General features: G+C 55.3%; 18 protein-coding genes. 8 read left to right on the forward strand and 10 right to left on the reverse strand.

Annotated elements, in window-relative coordinates:
- The first annotated feature begins 390 nt into the window (after window positions 1–390).
- From LG204_RS05755 to LG204_RS05770, 4 genes are all read left to right on the forward strand, one after another.
- Window positions 391–585 carry a hypothetical protein gene (locus tag LG204_RS05755; protein ID WP_230336373.1) on the forward strand — a complete coding sequence of 65 codons (195 nt, stop codon included), beginning with the start codon at window positions 391–393 and terminating at the stop codon, window positions 583–585.
- Between the two features lie 429 nt (window positions 586–1,014).
- Window positions 1,015–1,605 (forward strand): hypothetical protein, encoded by a 591-nt coding sequence (locus LG204_RS05760; protein ID WP_230336374.1) that lies wholly within the window; start codon window positions 1,015–1,017, stop codon window positions 1,603–1,605.
- A 1,492-nt stretch (window positions 1,606–3,097) separates the two neighbouring features.
- A complete protein-coding gene (locus tag LG204_RS05765) occupies window positions 3,098–3,439 on the forward strand; it encodes a DUF3147 family protein (protein ID WP_328441241.1) in 342 nt (113 codons plus the stop codon).
- Window positions 3,440–3,818: 379 nt separating this feature from the next.
- Complete coding sequence (locus LG204_RS05770) at window positions 3,819–4,415, forward strand: FxDxF family PEP-CTERM protein (RefSeq protein ID WP_230336376.1); 597 nt, start codon at window positions 3,819–3,821, stop codon at window positions 4,413–4,415.
- A 70-nt stretch (window positions 4,416–4,485) separates the two neighbouring features.
- Here the strand turns inward: LG204_RS05770 and LG204_RS05775 are convergent, their stop codons facing one another.
- From LG204_RS05775 to LG204_RS05790, 4 genes are read right to left on the reverse strand one after another with little or no spacing between them, the layout of a single operon-like run.
- Complete coding sequence (locus tag LG204_RS05775; protein WP_230336377.1) at window positions 4,486–6,408, reverse strand: sensor domain-containing diguanylate cyclase; 1,923 nt, start codon at window positions 6,406–6,408, stop codon at window positions 4,486–4,488.
- Between the two features lie 51 nt (window positions 6,409–6,459).
- On the reverse strand, window positions 6,460–7,233 hold the full coding sequence (locus LG204_RS05780) for a phosphatase PAP2 family protein (protein WP_230336378.1): 774 nt from the start codon (window positions 7,231–7,233) through the stop codon (window positions 6,460–6,462).
- A complete protein-coding gene (locus tag LG204_RS05785; RefSeq protein WP_230336379.1) occupies window positions 7,230–8,042 on the reverse strand; it encodes a metallophosphoesterase family protein in 813 nt (270 codons plus the stop codon). Before LG204_RS05785 ends, LG204_RS05780 begins: the two co-directional genes overlap by 4 nt.
- 12 nt (window positions 8,043–8,054) lie before the next feature.
- Complete coding sequence (locus tag LG204_RS05790; protein ID WP_230336380.1) at window positions 8,055–8,993, reverse strand: diacylglycerol/lipid kinase family protein; 939 nt, start codon at window positions 8,991–8,993, stop codon at window positions 8,055–8,057.
- Between the two features lie 175 nt (window positions 8,994–9,168).
- Here LG204_RS05790 and LG204_RS05795 point away from each other — a divergent pair, with 175 nt between their 5' ends.
- Complete coding sequence (locus tag LG204_RS05795; protein WP_230336381.1) at window positions 9,169–11,424, forward strand: putative bifunctional diguanylate cyclase/phosphodiesterase; 2,256 nt, start codon at window positions 9,169–9,171, stop codon at window positions 11,422–11,424.
- Between the two features lie 53 nt (window positions 11,425–11,477).
- On the opposite strand, the gene LG204_RS05800 is transcribed toward LG204_RS05795, so the two are convergent.
- From LG204_RS05800 to LG204_RS05825, 6 genes are all read right to left on the reverse strand, one after another.
- The gene (locus tag LG204_RS05800) at window positions 11,478–12,062 is read right to left on the reverse strand and encodes an ABC-type transport auxiliary lipoprotein family protein (RefSeq protein ID WP_230336382.1); all 585 of its coding nucleotides are present in this window, start codon (window positions 12,060–12,062) and stop codon (window positions 11,478–11,480) included.
- A 28-nt stretch (window positions 12,063–12,090) separates the two neighbouring features.
- Entirely contained in the window at window positions 12,091–13,035 is a 945-nt protein-coding gene (locus LG204_RS05805) for an MlaD family protein (protein ID WP_230336383.1), read from the reverse strand.
- A gap of 6 nt (window positions 13,036–13,041) precedes the next feature.
- Window positions 13,042–13,833, reverse strand: coding sequence for an ABC transporter ATP-binding protein (locus LG204_RS05810; protein WP_230336384.1), 792 nt, complete (start codon window positions 13,831–13,833; stop codon window positions 13,042–13,044).
- A complete protein-coding gene (locus LG204_RS05815; protein ID WP_230336385.1) occupies window positions 13,830–14,945 on the reverse strand; it encodes an MlaE family ABC transporter permease in 1,116 nt (371 codons plus the stop codon). The genes LG204_RS05810 and LG204_RS05815 overlap by 4 nt, the downstream gene beginning before the upstream one ends.
- A gap of 245 nt (window positions 14,946–15,190) precedes the next feature.
- Complete coding sequence (locus LG204_RS05820) at window positions 15,191–15,658, reverse strand: GNAT family N-acetyltransferase (protein ID WP_230336386.1); 468 nt, start codon at window positions 15,656–15,658, stop codon at window positions 15,191–15,193.
- 2 nt (window positions 15,659–15,660) lie between these two features.
- Window positions 15,661–16,308: a helix-turn-helix domain-containing protein gene (locus tag LG204_RS05825; protein ID WP_230336387.1), complete on the reverse strand. Its 648-nt coding sequence runs from the start codon at window positions 16,306–16,308 to the stop codon at window positions 15,661–15,663.
- 214 nt (window positions 16,309–16,522) lie between these two features.
- Here LG204_RS05825 and LG204_RS05830 point away from each other — a divergent pair, with 214 nt between their 5' ends.
- Genes LG204_RS05830 through LG204_RS05840 form a run of 3 tightly spaced genes read left to right on the forward strand, consistent with a single transcriptional unit; the run spans window position 16,523 to window position 20,972 of the window.
- Window positions 16,523–17,764, forward strand: a complete 1,242-nt coding sequence (locus LG204_RS05830) for an FAD-dependent oxidoreductase (protein ID WP_230336388.1) — start codon at window positions 16,523–16,525, stop codon at window positions 17,762–17,764.
- 47 nt (window positions 17,765–17,811) lie between these two features.
- Window positions 17,812–18,075 carry a sarcosine oxidase subunit delta gene (locus tag LG204_RS05835; RefSeq protein ID WP_230336389.1) on the forward strand — a complete coding sequence of 88 codons (264 nt, stop codon included), beginning with the start codon at window positions 17,812–17,814 and terminating at the stop codon, window positions 18,073–18,075.
- Window positions 18,072–20,972 carry a 2Fe-2S iron-sulfur cluster-binding protein gene (locus LG204_RS05840; RefSeq protein WP_230336390.1) on the forward strand — a complete coding sequence of 967 codons (2,901 nt, stop codon included), beginning with the start codon at window positions 18,072–18,074 and terminating at the stop codon, window positions 20,970–20,972. The genes LG204_RS05835 and LG204_RS05840 overlap by 4 nt, the downstream gene beginning before the upstream one ends.
- The last annotated feature ends 1 nt before the right edge of the window (window position 20,973 follow it).

Here is a 20,973-nt window from a genome sequence, read left to right on the forward strand (position 1 = left end):
CGGACACAATACAACCAAGACACGCTTTTTTTGTCATACGAAGGTCATGGACACATTGCAAAAAAAGAGTAGGATCAAATGTAAATTGTTTGACCTGAGCTTGATATCAGGCCAGACTCGACAACATAACTATAAGTATTCATAAGAGTCGTTAGCAGACGGACAGGTAGTATGAATACAAATGATGATCAGAAGGAAAGCTTTGCTACACACCCGGGATGGCGTTGGAATTTCGCTGTAATTGCACTATTTTTCCTTGCCCTGGCTTTCTTGGGGTTGGCATTAGTTCTAGTCATTGATTCTAACTGGGCATATCAGGTGCTAGCGCCTCAAAAGTAAAAAGCCCCGAATTAATTGATATTTACTAATGTGATGACTAGATACAATGCCATGAGTGAAAATCCTGTGAGAAAGGGTGATCCTAACAATAAGCTAGGATGGAGGTGGCATATCATTGTTGTAGGAAGTTTCTTTTTTTCAATACTGGCGTTTGTTGGTGCGTTATTCTTTTTAATCGATCCGGAATGGGCATATGAATTAATGCATATCTCACCTGTAGGTTCTGGAAAAGAGCTTGGTAAGTGAATTGACCTAATAACCTGACGGTATCTCTGTCGGTATCGCAAAATTTCAAATCGTAATATCCCGCAGCAGCATTGGTTTTCCTCCAGTTGTTTAGTAGCTATCTCCGCACCATTTATCCTCAATCCACACAGTATCCCAGTGCACTAAGTTAACGCCTTGTTAGTCTATGGGTATCACCCCGAATCGAATGCCCGAGTCGCAGTCTCAAAACTGTAGCTGGACGTTATGGGGGAAGTTACGCACCCAAGTGAATAAAAAAAGCGCCCATCAGGCGCTTGGTGCTGGGAGTGCAGCCCGAATTCATATTGGGGACACCATACAATCTGATAAGCAGATTTTCGAATTGAGATAGTACGTATGGACTAAATACATCTTTGATTTTTCAGCTTATTCTGAAAGTGCAATGTTTATAAAACCAGGGAGAAAATAATGAATAAAGTCGTAGCTTTACTATTATGTTTTTCTTTACTTCAGCTGAGTGCTTGTGCAACCACCAAGCGATCATCCGTTGCATTTAATCAAGATTCAGGTGGTGGATTATCTGTGTGGAATCCAGATATGTCGGCGGCTGTAGCATATAGTAGCGGTCAAATTTGTATGCAGAGAGCATTAGCAATAAAGGCTGTTGATAGTAGTACTAGCGTTAAGTTATCTGATGCAATTCTTAAATTATCAATCGCGGCTGAGAAATCAGCGAACCCTCAAGAATTACTCAGTCTTTCAAATACCATAAAGCAAACTGTCAGTTTATTGACGACTACGACTGAGCGTACGGCATTTTTGGATATGGGAATGTTTTACCTTTGTCAGATATCCGCTAACGGTGGATTGACCGATACGCAGGTTGCAGAGCTACTTAAGATACTTGCGATTACAGGTTCTGCAATGTCAACAAACGCGATAGGGGAAGCTGTTGCAGAAGCCGGCAAAGTGGACATTACCAAAGGCGATAACTTGAACTATCCGATTTCGGACAGTTTGAAGCAACAACTACTATCTCGAAAAAAAACTAAGCCATGACCTGATCAATAGGCCTTGATCATATCCACGGTTAAGGCTTATTGATTTACTACAAATGTAACAATTATTTTTGATCCATTAACTAGCACCAATTTTCCTGCTTCAGCCTGTCCAAATGCTCTCTCACATGGGCCTGCCAGCGTACGTCCTGTATGGTCGTATTATGTGCTTTCACCTTAGCGATGGATGAGGCAGTCATGGCTTCTAGCGATCGCGCTTTTCATGATCAAAAATTATAAGTCAGCGTTGCCCTCGCAGTCCTTGGCTCCACCGGGTGAAAGTGCACATCATCCACTCCTGCCAGCGCATTGCCTTGCAGTCGGGATGCGTAGTAATAGTCGATGTCACTGTTTTTGCGGTTGAAGAGATTGAACATCTACAGGGCCAGCCGGGTTTTTTCATCCATTTTGTAACCTAGTTGCAGATAGATAATGGAGTTGAGGGCGGAGTGTACGTTGTTGTGTTCGATCAAGGGCCTGAGTACCAAAGTAGCATACCTGATGGATGGTGCCGGGGATGTAGTCGCCTGCCGCACCATTTACCATTTCTCTATGTTCATCCAACGCTATGCAATGAGGTTGAGCGATGTTTATAAGCTCATCAATACATTCATAGCAAAACTCGACAAAGCCAGGAAACGCTTCGCGAATAAAAAAGCAGGGCCGTAGCCCTGTTTTTTTCTATCTCGAATTACTCCCCGGCGTTGGGAGCAGGGGCAGTCTCAGGAGTCGGAGGAAGCTCTGCCGCAGGGGCCGCGTCCGGCGCTGGAGAAACGTCGGAAGATGGGGGGGTTTCTGTAGCCGGTGGAGTTTCAGCAGCCGGAGCAGTTTCGGAAATCGGCGCAGCGTCTGGAGGGAGGGGGGCGTCAGCAAAAGCCTCAGGTATGGAAATAGCAAAGAGTGCAGCTATCACAGCTATTGATCTTTTCATTATGGTTACCTTTCGCGAATTTATATGTCAGACAAGATGAATGTTCTGGGTGGTTTCCCCTGAGAACGCCGCAACGTTACGATTCAATTCTTACTCGATACTTACTAAGATATCTTTGGAAATCGAAATCGTGAATTACCTGAAAACCATGTGATTTACGACACTCGGAATGGAGTGCTGAGGTCGCTCGGGGAAACTTTGGCCATACTTGACCGACGATAGGCCATTGATGAAATTATCACTGAATACCGCTCTTCCCCGACGGTATCTCTGTCGGTGCTGCTTAGTTCTAGATCGTCCTCAACGGCATGAATATTGGTTAGGGCCAATTTGTTTCATAGCTAACTCCGCACCATTTTCAGTGAATATCCCCAACGTATATTGCCTTCGCGGTTACTAAGTTGCAGTAGCCGTGAGTTGCTGAAAAGGTCAGGAATCATAGTGCCGCCGAAATTTATATAAGCACACAATATAACTAAGGCACTATTTTTATTGGAAAATGATGGTGCAAGGGCTAGACTTCATCCCACTACACTCGGAATGAAAGATCACGATGTTTCTAATGTTTAAGTATTTGGTGACGGCTTTAATTGTGATCGTGGTTTCGGAGTTTGCTAAGCGTAATGATCAGCTTGGGGCGCTGATGGCGGCTGTCCCTTTGGTCACGGTATTTACGCTTGTATGGCTGCACATAGAGGGGCAGTCACCAGAAAAGATCGTTAACCACTCTTACTATACCTTCTGGTATGTGCTGCCCACGTTACCCATGTTTCTGGTGTTTCCATATCTGTATTCAAAATTGAGTTTCTGGCCCGCGCTGATTTTCTCTTGCTTGCTAACCATCCTGCTGTTTGGCTTGTTATCCTTGTTTATGAAGAGATTTTCAATTTCCTTAATGGGTTAATCATTCTTTCAATATGGATGGTATTTACGGCGGTATTTTGGTTTTTTGTATTTACGTTTGCCGCATGTTGCTTGGCTTGTAGTTAGTTGTTGAAAGATACTCTTCTCACTCCACTCTTTAAGGTCATCCATATCAACTAAGTTGCGCGTGCAAGTAATCGACTCAAGCTGCAGTCAAAATGAGCCTCAACCTGACGTGGGAAATTGAGAGCGTCATGAGCGCGAAGCCTTATGCCTGTATGTCGCCCCGACATATAGCCGCAGCATCCAGCTCCCACTAGTACCAAAGTACTATTATGTAATAAACCCCAAGCTCTACAATGGCGCCAGCATCAAGCAATATCTACAAAAACAGATTAGCCAACTATGGGGAACGCCAAATGTTTAACAATTTTTTCAAGGGTCTGATTACCAGCCTTGCCTTGCTGGCAAGTGTGGCCGCCAACGCTGCAACTGACACTTACGGTAATTTGCTGGCGGGTTCTTTCACACCTTCCAGTTCCTTCGCAACGCTGACTTACAGCAATGTCGGTAACGTTTACACCTTCACATTGACTGCCAATGACCTGAACAGCCTGTTCACTACCGATGCATTTATCGGTGCCATCGCTGTGGATTCATCTGTAACCCCAACCGTTTCGAATGTCACAGGCGACTCGCCAGTGAGTGTCGCTTCCGGTAAGGGCCCTGGTGGTGGTTTTGATTTCCGCTTTGATCTGACTGGCCCCAAGAATGCCCGCCTGACCTCAGGCGAAAGCGTTACCTGGACTGCAACGTTTGCTAGTGCTAGCTCAGTTGAACTGAGCGCATCCTCGTTTGCGCTGCATGTGCAAGGCCTGACCAAGGCGCAGGGTGATAGCGCCTGGTACACCGCTGGCACGCCAGGCGTATCCGCCGTGCCTGAAGCTGACACCTACGCCATGATGGCACTGGGTCTGGGCCTGATGGGCTTTGTTGCTCGTCGCCGTCGCGCCTGAACTCTGCGTGTGATATGAAAAAGCCCCGCTTGCGGGGCTTTTTTTATGGGGCTGAGCCTTGAGAAGCTGGTCAGGGCGCCACCCTGATCTGGTTCTTGCCACTGCGTTTGGCCTCGTACATGGCATTGTCGGCATCTTTCAGCAGGGCTTCTGGCAGTACATTGCTGGAGGGGGCGTAGTAAGCCAGCCCCAGGCTACAGCTGATGTGGCGTAGCAGGCCTCCCAGATTGATGGGGTCGCGCAGCAGGTGCAGGATTTTTTCGGCCACCAGTTGGGCGTGGGCTTGCGCTGGCATGTTTTCCAGCAGCACGACAAATTCATCGCCAGCAAAGCGGGCGACGGTGTCGGTTTGCCGTGTGGCGCTGCTCAATCGATTAGCAATTTCGCGCAGCAGCATGTCGCCAGCATCGTGGCCCAGCTCGTCGTTAATCTGCTTGAAGCCATCCAGATCAATAAACATCAGGGCCATCCACTGCTGGGTGCGGTCAGCGCGGGCCAGCGCCAGCGGCAATGCCTGGGTAAAAGCACGGCGGTTGGGCAGGCCGGTCAGTACATCATGCTTGGCTTCATTTTCCAGCAATTTTTGCAGGTGCTTGCGCTCGCTGATGTCAGTGAGAAAGGCGCTGAAGATATGCTTGCCATGCACCTCTATCTTGCTGATGCGTACTTCAATCGGGATGGTGCGGCCGTCCTTGCGTATGGCCTCCAGCTCCAGCCGTTTGCCGAGCACGGCGGCTTCGCCGGTATCCATGTGGTGCTGCATGCCATTGAGATGGGCCTGCCGCAGATGGGGCGGAATGATGACCTGGTCCAGGCGCTGGCCGATGGCTTCGCGTGCGGTCCAGCCAAAGGTGATTTCGGCCTGGCGGTTCCAGGCGGTGATAACGCCGGCTTGATTGATGCTGATGTAAGCATCGTTGGCATTTTCGATCACCATGCTGATCTCAAGCTCGCGCTCTTTCAGTTCCTGCGCGGCGAGCGTTTGCTTGGCCATGGCGAATGACAGCATCTCATTGCTCTTGTTGAGCTCAAAGGTGCGCTGGGCAACGCGGTTTTCCAGCTCGTGCTGCAATTCGTGCAATGCCTGCTCGGCGACTTTAGTGGCATGAATGTCTTTGACGATGGAGACGAAGTACTCCAGTTCACCGCGCGGATTGAGCTGCTTGGTCACGCTCAGGCTCGCCCAGCGTAGCTCACCGTCCTTGCGTATGTAGCGCTTCTCGATCTGGTAGCGGTCAATTTTGTTTTCGACCAGCTGTTGAAGCAGATCAAGGTCAGCCTGCAAATCATCAGGGCAGGTAATGTCCTTGAAACTGAGCAAATAAAGCTCATCGGCACGGTAGCCCAAAAAGCGGCACAGCTCTTCATTCACGCTCAGCCAGCCGCCATCGGGTGCCACCAGTGCTATACCAATGGCAGCCTTTTCAAAGATGGTGCGAAAGCGCGCCTCACTGGCATGCAGCACGGCTTGCGAGAGTTTGAGGTGCGATTCGGTCAGCGCTAGTGTTTCGCGCATGCGGATTTCCTTGCTGACGAGATCAGCCAGACAGATCAATATTTCCAGCTCGTGTTTGCTTAATTCGCGAGGATGCTCGTCGATAGCGCACAGGGTACCCAATGCGTAACCGCCCATGGTGCGGATGGGGATGCCTGCATAGAAGCGAATATGCGGGGATTGCTGCACCATGGGGTTGTCGGCAAAGCGTTCGTCCAATAACGCATCTTCGACAACCAGGGGCGTTGTTTGTGTGATGGCATGGGCGCAAAAGGCAATGTCGCGTGGCGTTTCCTGTGCAGTCACGCCCACGCGTGACTTGAACCATTGCCGGTCACTATCCACGAGCGAAACAAGCGCAACAGGCACATTCAATGTCAGCGCAACGAGTTGCGTGATTCTGTCGAAGATGGGTTCTGGCTCAGAGTCCAGTAGCCCGAGGGCATGCAGCATGGTGATGCGTTCCGCTTCGTCCGGCGGCAAGGTGGCTGATTTCATATGGCTCTCTTACACATCAATGGCCCAGCATAGGGGTATTGAAAATTGCATTCAACCCTTATCTGGGGAGGGTTGCTGCTGTGGAGGAAACGTGGTGGTGTATTCCAGCAAGGCAATGCAAAAAGTAAGCCAGAGCAGGCCGGACATCAGGCCAGCCAGCACATCGCTGGCATAGTGGTAATGTAAAAACACCCGGCTGCTGGCAATGGTGAATGCCAGAGAGCTGCCCAGCAGCAGGGCTGGCAGATGGTAACGTGAAGGCAGCAGGCGCATGACAAGGTAGGCCAGCAGGCCATACGTCACCAGCGAGCCGGAGCTGTGGCCACTTGGGAAGCTCCAGCTGTCTACCGGGGCACCATACGGGTTAATCGGGCGCAGGCGTTCAAATATATCTTTCAGGCTGACATTGATCAGGCCATTGCCACCAATGGCCAGCAGGCTGCCCACGGCCAATTTGAACTGTCGCAGCCAAAGCATCAGCAATACTACCAGCACGCATATCACGGTGAGCGTCGAGGTATTGCCTAGATTCGTCACCAGGCGAAAGTACTGCATGGCGACGGGGCTGGCGTGTTTCCGCACGGTTTCGCTGAATTCGGCATCCGGCTGTATCAGGCTGCCGGTTTCCAGCAGATAGGCAATGCCGCAAAACACACCACCGGCCATGCTCATCAATAGCAGGCTGGTGATGAGCCAGCGTTTTTCAGAATCCGCACGCGAAAAGTGCGCCCGGTAAGCCAACGGCACAATCAGCCAAAGCGCCACCAGTCCCACCACATAATACTCAGCTGCGTATGTGGCAATGTGCATCCACCAGGTATTCATGACGATGTGCCTTCCAGATTCAGCGCTTCAGCAGATACCTGCACAAACTGCTGCTGGGCTTCCGCATAATCCCAGCGCTCGACCATGCAGGGAACATGCCGCTCCTGGTAGCGAATCAGGTTGATGGAGTTGCCGGCATTGCGCCGGATGCGGGTAGATACTGCCGTGCCTGCCTGCACCGCCCATATGCGGCGGCGAATGTCGGGCCGTTTGTCATGCAGGGCAATCACGAACGGCAGGTGAATATGCCCGCCCAGTATCATGTCGGCCCCGGCCTCAGCCCACGCATTGACCGCGGCCTGATAGCCGTGCAGCAAATTGCCCTCATCGCGCTGTTCGGTCACATAAACCGGCTGGTGGGTGATGACCAGCCGCAGTTGCTGCGGTCTCGCTTGTTGCAAGTGCTCGCATACCCGCTTGATCTGCGCGGGGGAGACTTCGCCGTCTTCATGCCGATAGGCCCGGGTGGTGTTTACGGTGATGGCGAGCAATTGGTCGTCGCGATACATGGGTTCAAGGTCCTGGCCAAAGGCATGGCGATGACGGCGATAGGGTGCCAGCACCCGCGCCGCCAGGTTGAAAAGTGGTATGTCGTGGTTGCCGGGAATCACCAATCTGTGCGGAATATTCAGGCTATCAACAAACGCGCGGGCATGCCGGAACTGGCTGCGCCGTGCCCGCTGCGTGATGTCTCCTGAAAGGATCAGCAGATGCGGCGCCTGCTGCCATAGCAAGGCTTGCAGTGCCTGCATCACGGGCAACTGTTCGGTGCCAAAGTGCGGGTCGGAAAGATGGGCGATCAGAGCCATGGCGCCTAAGCCTTACACGGGCTCGTCGAGTTTGATCAATTGCAGCGGACGCGGCGCCACCTGAAACTGCAAGGGCGATTTGAGCCGCACAATTTCTCCATCGGTGGCGACCTTGATGCGGCGGCGCGGAAACGAAAACTGGCGTATGCCCATGCTGGAAAAACTGAAGCTGACGATATTTTCGGCTTCGCCCAGGCGCCCCAATGCGCCTTTCAGCATCAGCCCCAGCATCGCCAGTTTGCTGGTCGGCTTCAGCATGATGGCTGCCAGCTCGCCTGACGCCAGCGCATCGGTTAATGGAATCCCAATTTGCTCAAGTTGTAGCTGATTGTTGCCGACAAAGAGAGTAGGCGTACGCAATTTGCGCGAAACGCCTTTGGTGTTCATCTCGATCTTGAGTACGCGGTGCTGGCGCAGCAAGGTGAAAAAGCCCGCAATCAGGGCCACCACGCGGCTACGACCATATTGGCGCTTGAATTGTTCGCGTGCTTGCAACAGCTGGGGATACAGCCCCACGCTGGCATTCACCAGAAATACCTTGTCATTCACCAAACCGATCTGCACTGGCTGCAGGCGCCCCGTTAGCAGCACATGGGTAGCTTCTGCGGTGTCTTCGGGGATGTGGTGAGTGCGGCCAAAATAATTGAAAGTGCCTTGCGGCAGGATGCCCATGGGGCAATCGCGTTGCCAGGCCTCCTGCACAATGGCGTTGATGGCGCCATCGCCCCCGGCGGCCACGACAATGCCGCCGTGCTGCATGGCAGTAGAGACGGTTTCGCGGGCAATACGGCTCAGGTGCTGCGGCTCGGCCACTTCGATGATGCTGCACTGGCGGCCTGCTTCATCCATGATGCCCTGGATGGTTTGCCGTACATCGTCGGTGTCGTGGCGGCCAGAGCCCGCATTGAGAATCACATAAAACGGCGCTTGGTTAGCTGTGGTAGTTGGCATGGTATCCAGTAGATGATTGTTCTAGTTAAAGACTGGCGTACGTGTTGTTTAGCAATTACATTTTATGTGATATGAAAGCTTGCCCATAGTTCCTGATGTTAAACGCATCAGCCTCGCGTGCATTAAAAAAACGTGTATAACCCTTATACGGCATAGTTGAAAACCGGGAGTCAGGATGGAAGTCATTACCAGTTTTTTCAGTACAGATGGGTTTATGCCACATGGGCATTGTTACCTGTGGCAACCCCCCTTGCTCTGGACTTACATCATCTCCGATCTCATGATCGCCGTCGCCTATTATTCGATTCCCATGGCGCTGGTGTATTTCGTGCGCAAACGTTCCGATCTCCAGTTCGACTGGATCTTCGTGATGTTCTCCATCTTTATTTTTGCCTGCGGCACTACCCATTTGTTGGGCTTGTGGACGATCTGGAACCCCGACTACTGGGCGGATGCCACGATGAAAGCCATCACGGGGGTGGCCTCGCTGGTGACCGCCGTCATGCTGTGGCGTTTGATGCCGCAAGCCTTGCGCCTGCCCAGCACACGTCAACTGGAAGAAACCGTGGAGCGGCTGGAACACGAGGTGGAAGAGCGCGAGCTGGCCGAACGCTCGCTGGCTGCTTTTAATGACACGCTGGAAAACCAGGTGCTGCAGCGCACATCCGAGCTGGAAGAAATCAACCGCCTGCTGAAGCTGGAAATTGAATTGCGGCGCGAAGCCGAGCAAACCCTTTATGCCGAGAAGCAGCGGGCAGTCGTGACCCTGCAATCCATCGGGGATGGGGTGATCACCACCGACAAGCAGTCGCGGGTGAATTACCTTAACCCGGTGGCTGAACGCATGACCGGCTGGAGCAATGCCGAAGCGCAGGGCAAGCCCCTGCTGGAAGTCTTCCGCATCGTCAATGAAAGTACGCGCAAGCTGGTCCCCAACCCGGTGGATGTGGTGCTGCAGCATGGCGAAATCTACGGGCTCGCCAACCACACGGCCCTGATCGGCCGCCATGGCAATGAGTACGCCATTGAAGATTCTGCGGCGCCCATTCGCGATCAGGATGGCAATGTCCTCGGTGTGGTGCTGGTGTTTCATGATGTGAGCGAAGCCCGCAACATGGCCAACAAGATGACCTATCTGGCCGAGCATGATTACCTTACCGGCCTGCCCAATCGCTTACTACTGAATGACCGCCTGAATCAGGCGCTGACCATCGCCCGGCGTGACCAGGAGTTCATCGCCCTGATGTTCCTGGATCTTGATCACTTCAAGAATGTCAACGACAGCCTGGGCCATGAGGTGGGGGACCAACTGCTGAAAATGGTGGCGCGTCGTCTGGAAAGCTGCCTGCGCGCCAGCGATACCATCAGCCGCCAGGGCGGAGATGAATTCATGATTCTGCTGCCCGAGCTGACCAATTACTTTTCACCCGCCGAGGTCGCCGAAAAACTGCTGGCCGCGGCCACCGTGCCTTATGAGGTAGGGACCCACGAAATCACCGTCTCCGTCAGTATCGGCATCGCGGTGTTCCCCGATGATGGGGAAAACGCTGAGCTGCTGACCAAAAATGCCGATGCCGCCATGTACCATGCCAAATCACTGGGGCGCAATAATTACCAGTTCTTCACCCGCGCCATGAACGAGCGTGTGATGGAGATTGCCGAGCTGGAGAGCAAGCTGCGTCGCGCCGTGGAGCGTAACGAGTTTGTGCTGTATTACCAGCCCAAGATTGATATACGCACCGGCCAGGTGGTTGGCGCTGAAGCCCTGATCCGCTGGCAACATCCCAACTGGGGGCTGGTGGCACCTGATCGCTTTATCCCGATTGCCGAAGATAGCGGCCTGATCCGTCCGATAGGCTTATGGGTCATGCGCGAAGCCTGCCGCCAGAATCAGGCATGGCAAGCGGCTGGTCTCGCTCGCATTCCAGTGGCGGTGAATCTTTCCACCGTGCAGCTGCGCCAGCATAACTTCCTGCAAGAGGTCAGCGAGATCCTGCTCATGAGTGGTCTGGAGCCGGACTATCTGGAGCTGGAAGTCACCGAAAGTGTGGCGATCCATGCCGAAACCGAGGTGATCAACTGGCTGCACAAATTAAGAAGCATGGGCGTGAAACTGGCACTGGATGATTTTGGTACCGGCTACTCCAGTCTTTCTTACCTCAAGCGCCTGCCGATCAATAACGTCAAGATCGACAAGAGCTTCATCCGCGATATCGAGAGCGATCCCGACGATGCCACCATCATTACCGCCATCATCCGCATGTCACACGGCCTGCGCCTGAATGTGATCGCCGAAGGCGTGGAGAATGTCAACCAGCTCGAATTCCTCAAGAAAGAAGGCTGCGACCAGATGCAAGGCTTCATCGCCAGCCGCCCGGTGCCCGCTGAAGAGTTTGCCTTGCTGTTACAAAACTGGCCAACGGGTTCGTGAGCAGATTAGCCTTTTGCCAGCGCGTTGCTGGTGAGCGTTTCACTTGCTGGCATTTAAGGTTGGCAGGCAGTGCTGGCCTGACTCTCTGCCCAGGTTAACAGCTCGCCCAGTACTTGGTCGCTGGCTTTGCTCAGGGCGGCAACCCCGCCAGCGGCGTCGGCCGTGGGAGCGGGGCTGCTGGCTTGAAATGCGCGGCTCGCCACGATCTGGCGTGATTTCTTTTGCTGCAGGCTGGCGTTGATCTGCACCAGGCCATGGCTCGCGGTTGGGCTGTCAAATACCTGATCAAAACTATCCAGTGAGAGTGCGAGCAGACAACCGTTGCTTGCACCTGCAGGTGCTTGTCGGTTACGCAGTGTTTGCGTCAGCAGGTCTGCGGGCGGTGCGGTCCAGCGGCTGTCGGCATAGTAGGCAACCTGCTGGGCATTCTGGTAGGCCAGCCGGTAGCGTATGCGCTTGTTGTTGAGGGCATCGCCGCTGTGCACGTTTTCAATGCTGGTTTGGGTGGCGATGCGTTCGCCTGGCTCGCTCAGGCCAAAGTCAAAGGTTTGCGGGCCGCTTTGTGGCTTGTTGCCATTGAGGCTGAGGCAGGCGCTGAGGCTGCCTGCCAATACCAGTAATGTGATCCATCGTTGCATGTCCATTCCTCACTTGTCCTTATTGGGGTTAAGGCTTGAAGCCTGCTTCGCCGGGGCCGGGCTGGGCTTTGGGTTTGCCCAGCAGCAGGCTTTGCGGGTGGTCTTCCAGCATTTCCATCAATTGCTCAAACTGCTGGGAGTCACGCTGCAGGCTGTCGGTCAGCGCATTCAGCCGGGGCAGGGTGTCTTGCTGCAGACTGTTGCTCAGTTGCTGGCTGCTCTGCGTGAGCGTGCCGGTCATGCTGCTGAAGTCACGCGCACTTTGGCCCAGGGTATCCATCAGCGGGCGCACGGCGTCCGAGGTTTGTTGCAGGCTTTGCAGGGTGGTTTCCAGTTGCTGGCGATTGCGCTCGGAAGCAAAGCTGCCGAGCCGGTTCATGGTGGCGGTGCTGGTGCGGAGCAGGGGCTCCAGCTGCGCCGAGGCTTTTTCCAGATTGGCAATGGTGCGGTTGAGTTGGGCAGTGTCTATCTTCTGCACCATCTCATGTGCCGTGGCGGCTAGCTGGCTGCTGCTTTTCACCAGGGTTTCCACCTGCTCGATGATTTCCGGCGCATGCTGGGTAATGCGGTCCACAAACGAGGGGCGTAGCGGAATGGTGTCATCCGGCCCCAGTCGCTGCTGGCTGCTGCCATCATCGTTGAGGTCGATATAGGCAAGACCGGTCACGCCTTGCAGGCGCAGCTCGGCGTAGGCGGCCTTGCTCAGTTGCAGCGTCTTGGTGACTTCGATGTCGACATGGATGTCGTTTTGCGTGTTGTCATCCAGCGAAATGTGCAACACCTTGCCGACTTCCACGCCGCGAAACTTGACCGAGGCTTCGGGGTTGAGGCCGCTGACCGGCCGGTTGGAGTTGATGGTGTAATGGGTCTTTTCTTCACGTGACCCCGAAAGCCACCAGAAGGCGAAGATGGCCGCGAGCCCCAGAATCAGGGTGAACAGGCCGACAGCAATGGCGTGCGAGCGATTTTCCATGGTTGATTAAGACCTTTCCATGCGGGCATGTATGCCCTGAAAGAAGTTGGTAACGAACGGGTGATCGACCTCGCCTAGCGCTTGCAGCGAGCAGGCGGTGATGATGTGCTTGTCCGCCAGCACCGCCACGCGGTCACTCATGGCGATCAGGGTGTCGATATCGTGGGTGACGAAGAGCACGGTGAGCCCCAGCGTTTGCTTGATCTGCTTGATCAGGCCCACGAACTTGCTGCTGCGGTCCGGGTCCAGCCCGGCGGTGGGTTCATCCAGCACCAGTAGCTCAGGCTCCAGCGCCAGGGCACGGGCCAGGCCCACGCGCTTGATCATGCCGCCGGAAAGCTGGGCGGGCAGCAGGCTGGCGTGCTGCGGCTCCAGCTCCACCAGGGTCAGCTTGTGCATGACCAGGGTGTGGATGGTGTCCTCGTCAAACTGCTTCAGCTCGCGCAGGGGGAAGGCGATATTGTCGAATACCGACAGCGCCGAAAACAGCGCGCCTTGCTGAAACAGCATGCCCAGCCGCGTCATCAGCCGCTGCCTGCGTTCGCGCTCCAGCGCGTGCAGGTTTTCGCCAAATAACAAAATATCGCCGCGTGAAGGTTCGGTCAGCCCAACAATATGCCGCAGCAAAGTGGTCTTGCCACTGCCGGAGCCGCCGACCAGCGCCATGATCTCGCCGCGCTCCATCACCAGGTTAAGATCGCGATGGATGACCACATCGCCAAATTCGGTCCAGACATGGCGTGCCTCGCATACGGGCGCTGGTGGCGTGCTGGGTTTGTTATTCGCGGTGTCGCTCATACGCCAATCCCACGGGTCAAGATGGCAAATGCCGCATCCAGCAGGATCACGGACGTAATGGCGGTGACCACCGAGCTGGTAGTGCTGGCGCTGAGGCTTTCGGTATTGGGCATGATGCGCAGGCCAAAATGGCAGGCCACCAGGGTCACCACAAAGCCAAACAGCACGCCCTTGAACAGGCTCAGAGTCAGGTTGACCGGCTCTACTACCATGGGCAGATAGTCAAAAAAGAAGCGAAAGCTCAGGCCCAGCTCGGTATTGGCTGACAGGGCGCCCCCCGCCAGCCCCCAGAAGGAAGTCCATAACACCAGAAAAGGTGCGACAAAGGTCAGGCCGAGCACCTTGGGCAATACGATGCGCAATATGCGCGAGACGCCCATGGTGGTCAGCGCGTCGATTTCCTCCGTCACCCGCATCACGCCTATCTGTGCCGTCATGGCGGAACCTGATCGGCCTGCCACCAGGATCGCCATCAGGATGGGCCCCAGCTCGCGGATCATGCTCAGGCCCAGAATATTGACGATGAAAATGTCAGCGCCAAACGTGCGCAGCTGCGATGACATCAGGTAGCTCATGGCAATGCCGATCATGAATCCCAGCAGGCCAGTGACTGGCAATGCAGTGACGCCACTTTTGTAGATATTGGCCATGAATTCACGCCAGGGGAATGCCGATGGGCGGCGCAACAGATAGAGCATCTCCAGCAGCAGCAAGCCGATCAGCTGCACGAAGTCAGTCAAATGCTGGGCAAATTTCAGTACCAGCTCACCCGTCGCTACCAGTGGCAGCGCCCAGTCGATGCGGGAGCCCGTGCGTTGCGGCGCGCGCAATCCCTGCAATGTGGTGAAAAGTGCGCGCTGCTCGTCCGTCACCTGCATGCGGGCATCCAGCTTGCCCTCCCAGCCATTCAGCAGGACGGTCGCGCCCGCCGTGTCCAGTTGTTCGGTGGCTAGCAGATCCCATTGCGTGAAGGGATCGGAGAAGAAAGGCTGCAAGGCCTGTTTGAGTTCGGCAAAGTCGTTGTCCAGCGCTCGCAAGGACCATTGGCCCAGCAGGCGCACGCGACGGCGGCCTTTTGTATCCTGATCAATTTCGAAACTGGCAGCTGCCATGTTTACCCCTTGCGAACGCCCCCACAGTGGGGTGCCGCATTGCAAAACGCGTCAAGGCTGGTGTGTGTCTTTTTGTTGTCAGGCATCCGGCGGCTTGTGAGTGTTCATCCTTTTTAAGGACAGGCCGAAGCTGATCTTGGTTCAACAGTCACGCTGGTTCAACATTAGTGACTCAACAATGCACGACTTGGCAGAGCGCGACAAGTCGGGATTGTCCTACAGGTAGGGGGAGGGCAGAGGCAGGCCTATAAAAACATGCGGCGCGCCTGCAGCTGGGTGGGTTGCCAGCCAAGATGCTGGTAATAGCCGACGGCGGGCGTGTTTTCAGTATCGACCAGGATTTGCGCACGGGTGACGCCCTGATCCTTGCACCATTGCAATACGGCATCAATCAGGGTGCGGCCGATACCGGCATGGCGATAGTCCTTGTCTACGATCATGTCTTCCAGCCAGGCGGCGGGCGTGCCCTGGGCGGTGGAGATGATGAGCTGCGCGCTGACCATGCCGATCACCTTGCCTTCGGCCGTGCGTGCCACTTTGATCATGCCGCGATCCGGCGCTGCAATCAGCATGGCGAGTCCGCGCCGCTGGGCTTCGGTATCCGCTTCAAAATCAGCTTCTATGCCAAACAGGTCTTCCAGCAGCAGGCAAAGGGTGGGGATGTCGGCGGCGACGGCGTTATCAATGGTGATGCTGGTTTCTTGAAGCTGCATGCCTATTCCTCCGGCGTGTCAGGGAAATCGTGATGGATGATGGAAAGAAACTTCACTGGCGCGCTCACCAGCCGCTCGGGCCGGTGTGGCTGCTCACCGCGAAACGTCAGCGAGTCGCCGGGCTGCAGCAGAAAGGTCTCATTGCCCACTTTATATTCCACTTCGCCTTCCAGCATGTGAATGAACTCGGTGCCGCTGTGCTCGAAGGGCGGAAATTCCTCGCCCGGATCTTCCAGGGTAATCAGGAAGGGCTCGAAGGTTTTTTTCGGGCCCTGATCATAGGCCAGCAGGTGGTAGGTGTGCCCACGTTTGGTGCCACGGCGCACCACTTCCATGCCCTGGCCGTGTTTCACCAGCTGGGCGCTGCTGGTCTGTACGTTGTAGTCGCGAAACAGCCTTGAGAGGGTCACGCCCAGCGCATTGGCAATCTGTTCCAGTGTTTCCAGGCTGGTGGACACCAGACCATTTTCTATCTTGCTCAACATGCCGCGGCTGATGCTGGCGCGCTCGGAAATATCCGCAATGGTCAGGCCATGTTGCAGGCGAATCTGCCGTATGACGTTGCCCAGATGGCGACCCAGCGACCTGGCGTCGCTGTCGCTCATCACCGGCGCAATGTCGGCGGAAGCAGTGTTGGATGGGGTTGCCATGGGCTCTCCGGGGTTGCAAATCAGGCTTCAGTGTACAAGAAAAAGAAGGGGCTAGCCACGATAAGTTTCCTGTGAAGAAAAAAAGTTGCAAAAAACTGTTGACGGCGAAATTCAGGGAATGCTTAAATAGCAACAAATGTTTCACCACAGTAAACAAAGTTATTAAACAGGAATATTTATTGCTTATGTACAGCATAAGCAATGGAGACAATCGATGCCCTTAAGACTGCTGAAATACGCCCTGAGCCGAAAGCACCCGGCCCCCCGCTTTTTCCGGGACTGTACCGAACCCAAGAAAAGCTATGACGCCGTGATTATTGGTGGTGGTGGCCACGGCCTGGCAGCGGCCTATTACCTGGCCAAGGACCATGGCATTACCAATGTGGCGGTGCTGGAAAAAGGCTATATCGGCGGCGGCAATACCGGCCGCAATACCACCATCGTGCGTTCCAATTACCTGACCCCTGAAGGCGTCAATTTTTACGACGCCAGCGTCAAGATATATGAAGGCTTGTCCGAAGAGCTGGACATCAACCTGTTCTATTCCACCCGCGGCCACTTCACCCTGGCGCATACCGAATCTGCCTTGCGCACCATGCGCTGGCGTGCCGAGGTGAACAAGCATGTCGGCGTGGATAGTTATGTCGTCGGGCCGGACGAGATTTCCAAAGCCTGTCCACAGCTGGATATCAGCTGCAGCGGCAAGGCGCCGATTGTCGGGGCGCTGTACCACGGGCCAGGCTCGATTGCCCGTCACGATGCGGTAGCCTGGGGCTATGCCCGCGGTGCAGACAGCATGGGCGTAGAAATTTTCCAGAATACTGAAGTCACCGGCCTCGACATCCAGTCCGGCAAGATCAAGGGCGTGCACACCAGCCGCGGCTATATCGCTACCAACAAGGTGCTGTCAGCTGTGGCCGGGTTTACCCCCCGCATCACCAATATGGCCGGGGTTGATACCCCCATCGTCATTCATCCGCTGCAGGCATGTGTCAGCGAGCCGATGAAACCCTGGCTGGACACGATTCTTGTCTCTGGCAGTCTGCATGTGTATGTCAGCCAGTCCTCGCGCGGCGAGCTGGTCATGGGTTCTTCGCTCGATCCTTACGAAGTGCATTCCACGCGCTCTTCGCTGGATTTCGTCGAGGGCCTCACTTCGCACATGCTCGATATGTTCCCTTTCCTTTCCAACGTGAAGATCGTGCGCCAGTGGGCAGGCATGGCGGATATGACGCCTGACTTCTCACCCATCATGGGCACGACGCCGGTAGAGGGCTTTTACCTGGATGCTGGCTGGGGTACCTGGGGCTTCAAGGCCACGCCGATCAGCGGCAAGACCATGGCTGCCACCATGGCCAATGACCAGGCTCCCGAACTGATCAAGCCCTTCCGCTTGAGCCGGTTTGAAGATTACGACCTGACAGGCGAAAAGGGCGCTGCTTCCGTCGGTCACTAGGCACGGACGCAGATTGTTTGGCGAATTGTTAAGTTAAGGATGCTGTTTTGAAATTACTGACTTGTCCCGTGAATGGAACCCGTCCCCTGAGTGAGTTTGTCTTCGGTGGCGAGATGCGCAACATGCCTGACCCCGCGCAGGCGAGCGATAGCGCCTGGGCCGCCTATGTGTACAACCGCACTGGTGCCCCCGGCCTGAAAAAGGAATGGTGGTTTCACAGCCCAAGCGGTACCTGGTTTGTGGCCGAGCGCAATACGCTGACCGATCAGGTGGCGCGTACCTATCTCTACGGCCAGGAGGACAAGGCATGAGCAAGCGTTTACCTCAGCGTGCCAGTGAATGGCTGAAGCGCGACAAGCCCATCAGCTTTTATTTCGAAGGCCAGAAATACCAGGCCTATGAAGGCGACACCATCAGCAGTGCCCTGTGGGCCGCCGGTGAAACCGTGCTGGGTCGCAGTTTCAAATATCACCGTCCTCGCGGCGTGTTGAGCCTGGCCAATCATGACGTCAATGTCATGCTGGCCGATGGCACCGATACCAATATGCGCGGCGATGTATTGCCGGTGCAGGATGGCATGCAGCTGACCGTGGTGAATACCGATGGCGGTGTGAAGAACGACAAGAAGCGCTTTATTGATGCGATTTCATCGATATTGCCAGTGGGCTTTTATTACAAGGCTTTCCATACGCCACGCAGTCTGTTCCCTTTCTGGGAAAACATCATCCGCAAGTCGGCAGGCCTGGGCGTAGTCAATTTTAACTACCCACGTGATCTCAAGCGCAAGCTGCATACGCATTGCGATCTCTTGATCATCGGCGCTGGCCCTACAGGGCTCACCGCTGCGCTGATGGCGGCTCCGCACGGCCTCAATATCATCGTGGTGGATGAAAATGCACAAGCGGGTGGTAGCCTGAGCTATGACATGGGCGGCTCCGACGAGTCGGCCAAGCGTCTCGCCGAGCTGCTGGCCGAGCTGGCCAAATATCCTAATGTCACGCTGCGCACGGGTGGCTATGCCGCCGGGTATTACACCGATCATCTGATTCCAATTGTGGAAACCACCGGCATTACCAAGGTGCGCGCCAAAGCCGTGATCGTGGCCAGTGGTGCCTTTGAGCAGCCTCCCGTATTCCGCAATAACGATTTGCCCGGCGTGATGCTGGCGACTGCCGCACAACGCCTGCTGGCCCGCTACGCCACCAAGCCATGCGAAAGCGCCGTCGTATTTGCCGCCAACAAGCAAGGCTACCGTGCCGCCATGGATTTGCTGGATGCCGGTGTGACCGTCAAGGCGATTGTCGACCTGCGTGCTGAGGGTGAACCTTGCAGCCTGGTGGATGCAATCAAGAGCCGTGGCGTAGCCATCTACAACGGTGCCTGTGTGTATGAAGTGCTGCCTGCGGCCAACAAGTTTGGCGTCAAGGGTGCGGTGATCTGCAGTTATGACGAAGCCAGCGCCAAGCCGCTGCTGCATGACCGCTTCACCATCGCTTGCGATGGCATCATCATGAGTGCAGGCTGGGCACCGGCCGCCGCCTTGCTATACCAGGCTGGCACCGCCATGCGCTATGAAAAGTCTGCCGAGCAGTTTGTACCTGCCAAGCTGCCTGCCGGCATGTTTGCCGCGGGCAAGGTGAATGGCATTTTTGATCTGGCGCAACGTTTGCAGGACGGCGCCCGCGCTGCTTCCGAAGCGCTGGCCTACCTGGGTAAGCAAGTGCCCACCGTCACCGTGGACCGCGACTACATCGCCAGCCCCAGCCATCCTTACCCCATGGTGGAGCATCCCAAAGGCAAGAATTTTGTCGACTTTGACGAAGACATCAGCATCAAGGATTTTGTGCATGCCGCGCAGGAAGGCTTTGACAATATCGAGCTGATGAAGCGTTTTACCACCGTCGGCATGGGCCCCAGCCAGGGCAAACATTCCAATATGAATGCCATCCGTATCCTGGCGCGCATTCGCCAATTGCCGGTGGAGCGCATTGGCACCACGACCGCGCGTCCGTTCTTCCACCCAACGCCGATTGGGCACCTGGCCGGCCGTGGTTTGCATCCGCATCGCCTGACCACGCTGCATGGCTGGCACGAAGCGCATGGCGCCGAGTTTACCGATGTGGGCGTTTGGCAGCGTCCGGCCTGGTATCGCCGCGCCGGTCTGGAAAAACAACAGGCCATTTACGAAGAAGCGCTGGCCGTGCGCAAGGCCGCCGGCATGATTGATGTGGGCACGCTGGGCAAGCTGGAAGTGCGCGGCCCCGATGCGGCGGAATTCCTGGAGCGCTTTTACACCGGGTCTTTCAAGACGCAGAAGATTGGCCGCACTCGTTATGCCCTGTTGCTGGACGAAGCCGGTGTGATGGTAGACGACGGCATTGCCTGTCGCATTGCCGAGGATTATTTCTACATCACCGCCAGCACCACTAACGCGGCTGCCGTCTACCGTGAAATGCAGCGCTGGCTGCAGATCTGGCAACTGGATGTCGGTCTGGTGAATGTCACCGGTGCTTATGGTGGCATCAACCTGGCAGGCCCGGCTGCGCGCGGCATTCTGTCCAAACTCACCTTGCGTCCGCTGGACGATGCCAGCCTGCCATTTGGCGCGGTATGCGATACCGAGATTGCCGGGGTTCCGGCCCGCCTCATCCGCGTGGGCTTTGTGTCTGACCTCGCATTTGAAATGCATGTGCCTGCCGGCAGCACCCAGCATGTGTGGAATGCCCTGCTGGAAAACGGCGTGGCTGAGGGCTTGCGTCCTTTTGGTACCGATACCCAGCGGCTGTTGCGTCTGGAGATGGGCAATCACCTGATCGGTCAGGACACCGATGGCCTGACCCAGCCGTTTGAAGCAGGCAGCGATGGTGCGATCCAGTTTGCCAAGCCCTTCTTCATCGGTCAGCGCAGCTTGCAGATCATCGCCCGCAAGCCGCTCAACAAGCGTCTGGTGCCATTCACTTTATCCGAAGGCTATCAGGGCGAGACCATCAACGAATGCAATCTGGTGATAGGCACTGACGGCAATATCAAGGGCCGCGTCACCAGCATCGCCTTCAGCCCCACGGTCGGCCGCTTTATCGGCTTTGCCTATGTAGACCCGGCCAATGTCGCCGAGGGCGCTGCCTTCAATATCCGCACAGATAGCGGCAGTCTGGTCATGGCCCGTGTTGCGGCCACGCCATTCGTTCAACTGCAATCGGAAGCCTGAT

This window comes from Methylovorus menthalis, from assembly GCF_020523625.1.
In the GTDB taxonomy this organism is placed as follows: domain Bacteria; phylum Pseudomonadota; class Gammaproteobacteria; order Burkholderiales; family Methylophilaceae; genus Methylovorus; species Methylovorus menthalis.

Excerpts from the sequence above, each read along its gene's own strand:
- LG204_RS05755 (WP_230336373.1), top strand. The coding sequence starts at position 391 with ATGAGTGAAAATCCTGTGAGAAAGGGTGATCCTAACAATAAGCTAGGA.
- LG204_RS05760 (WP_230336374.1), top strand. The coding sequence starts at position 1,015 with ATGAATAAAGTCGTAGCTTTACTATTATGTTTTTCTTTACTTCAGCTG.
- LG204_RS05765 (WP_328441241.1), top strand. The coding sequence starts at position 3,098 with ATGTTTAAGTATTTGGTGACGGCTTTAATTGTGATCGTGGTTTCGGAG.
- LG204_RS05770 (WP_230336376.1), top strand. The coding sequence starts at position 3,819 with ATGTTTAACAATTTTTTCAAGGGTCTGATTACCAGCCTTGCCTTGCTG.
- LG204_RS05775 (WP_230336377.1), bottom strand. The coding sequence starts at position 6,408 with ATGAAATCAGCCACCTTGCCGCCGGACGAAGCGGAACGCATCACCATG.
- LG204_RS05780 (WP_230336378.1), bottom strand. The coding sequence starts at position 7,233 with ATGAATACCTGGTGGATGCACATTGCCACATACGCAGCTGAGTATTAT.
- LG204_RS05785 (WP_230336379.1), bottom strand. The coding sequence starts at position 8,042 with ATGGCTCTGATCGCCCATCTTTCCGACCCGCACTTTGGCACCGAACAG.
- LG204_RS05790 (WP_230336380.1), bottom strand. The coding sequence starts at position 8,993 with ATGCCAACTACCACAGCTAACCAAGCGCCGTTTTATGTGATTCTCAAT.
- LG204_RS05795 (WP_230336381.1), top strand. The coding sequence starts at position 9,169 with ATGGAAGTCATTACCAGTTTTTTCAGTACAGATGGGTTTATGCCACAT.
- LG204_RS05800 (WP_230336382.1), bottom strand. The coding sequence starts at position 12,062 with ATGCAACGATGGATCACATTACTGGTATTGGCAGGCAGCCTCAGCGCC.
- LG204_RS05805 (WP_230336383.1), bottom strand. The coding sequence starts at position 13,035 with ATGGAAAATCGCTCGCACGCCATTGCTGTCGGCCTGTTCACCCTGATT.
- LG204_RS05810 (WP_230336384.1), bottom strand. The coding sequence starts at position 13,833 with ATGAGCGACACCGCGAATAACAAACCCAGCACGCCACCAGCGCCCGTA.
- LG204_RS05815 (WP_230336385.1), bottom strand. The coding sequence starts at position 14,945 with ATGGCAGCTGCCAGTTTCGAAATTGATCAGGATACAAAAGGCCGCCGT.
- LG204_RS05820 (WP_230336386.1), bottom strand. The coding sequence starts at position 15,658 with ATGCAGCTTCAAGAAACCAGCATCACCATTGATAACGCCGTCGCCGCC.
- LG204_RS05825 (WP_230336387.1), bottom strand. The coding sequence starts at position 16,308 with ATGGCAACCCCATCCAACACTGCTTCCGCCGACATTGCGCCGGTGATG.
- LG204_RS05830 (WP_230336388.1), top strand. The coding sequence starts at position 16,523 with ATGCCCTTAAGACTGCTGAAATACGCCCTGAGCCGAAAGCACCCGGCC.
- LG204_RS05840 (WP_230336390.1), top strand. The coding sequence starts at position 18,072 with ATGAGCAAGCGTTTACCTCAGCGTGCCAGTGAATGGCTGAAGCGCGAC.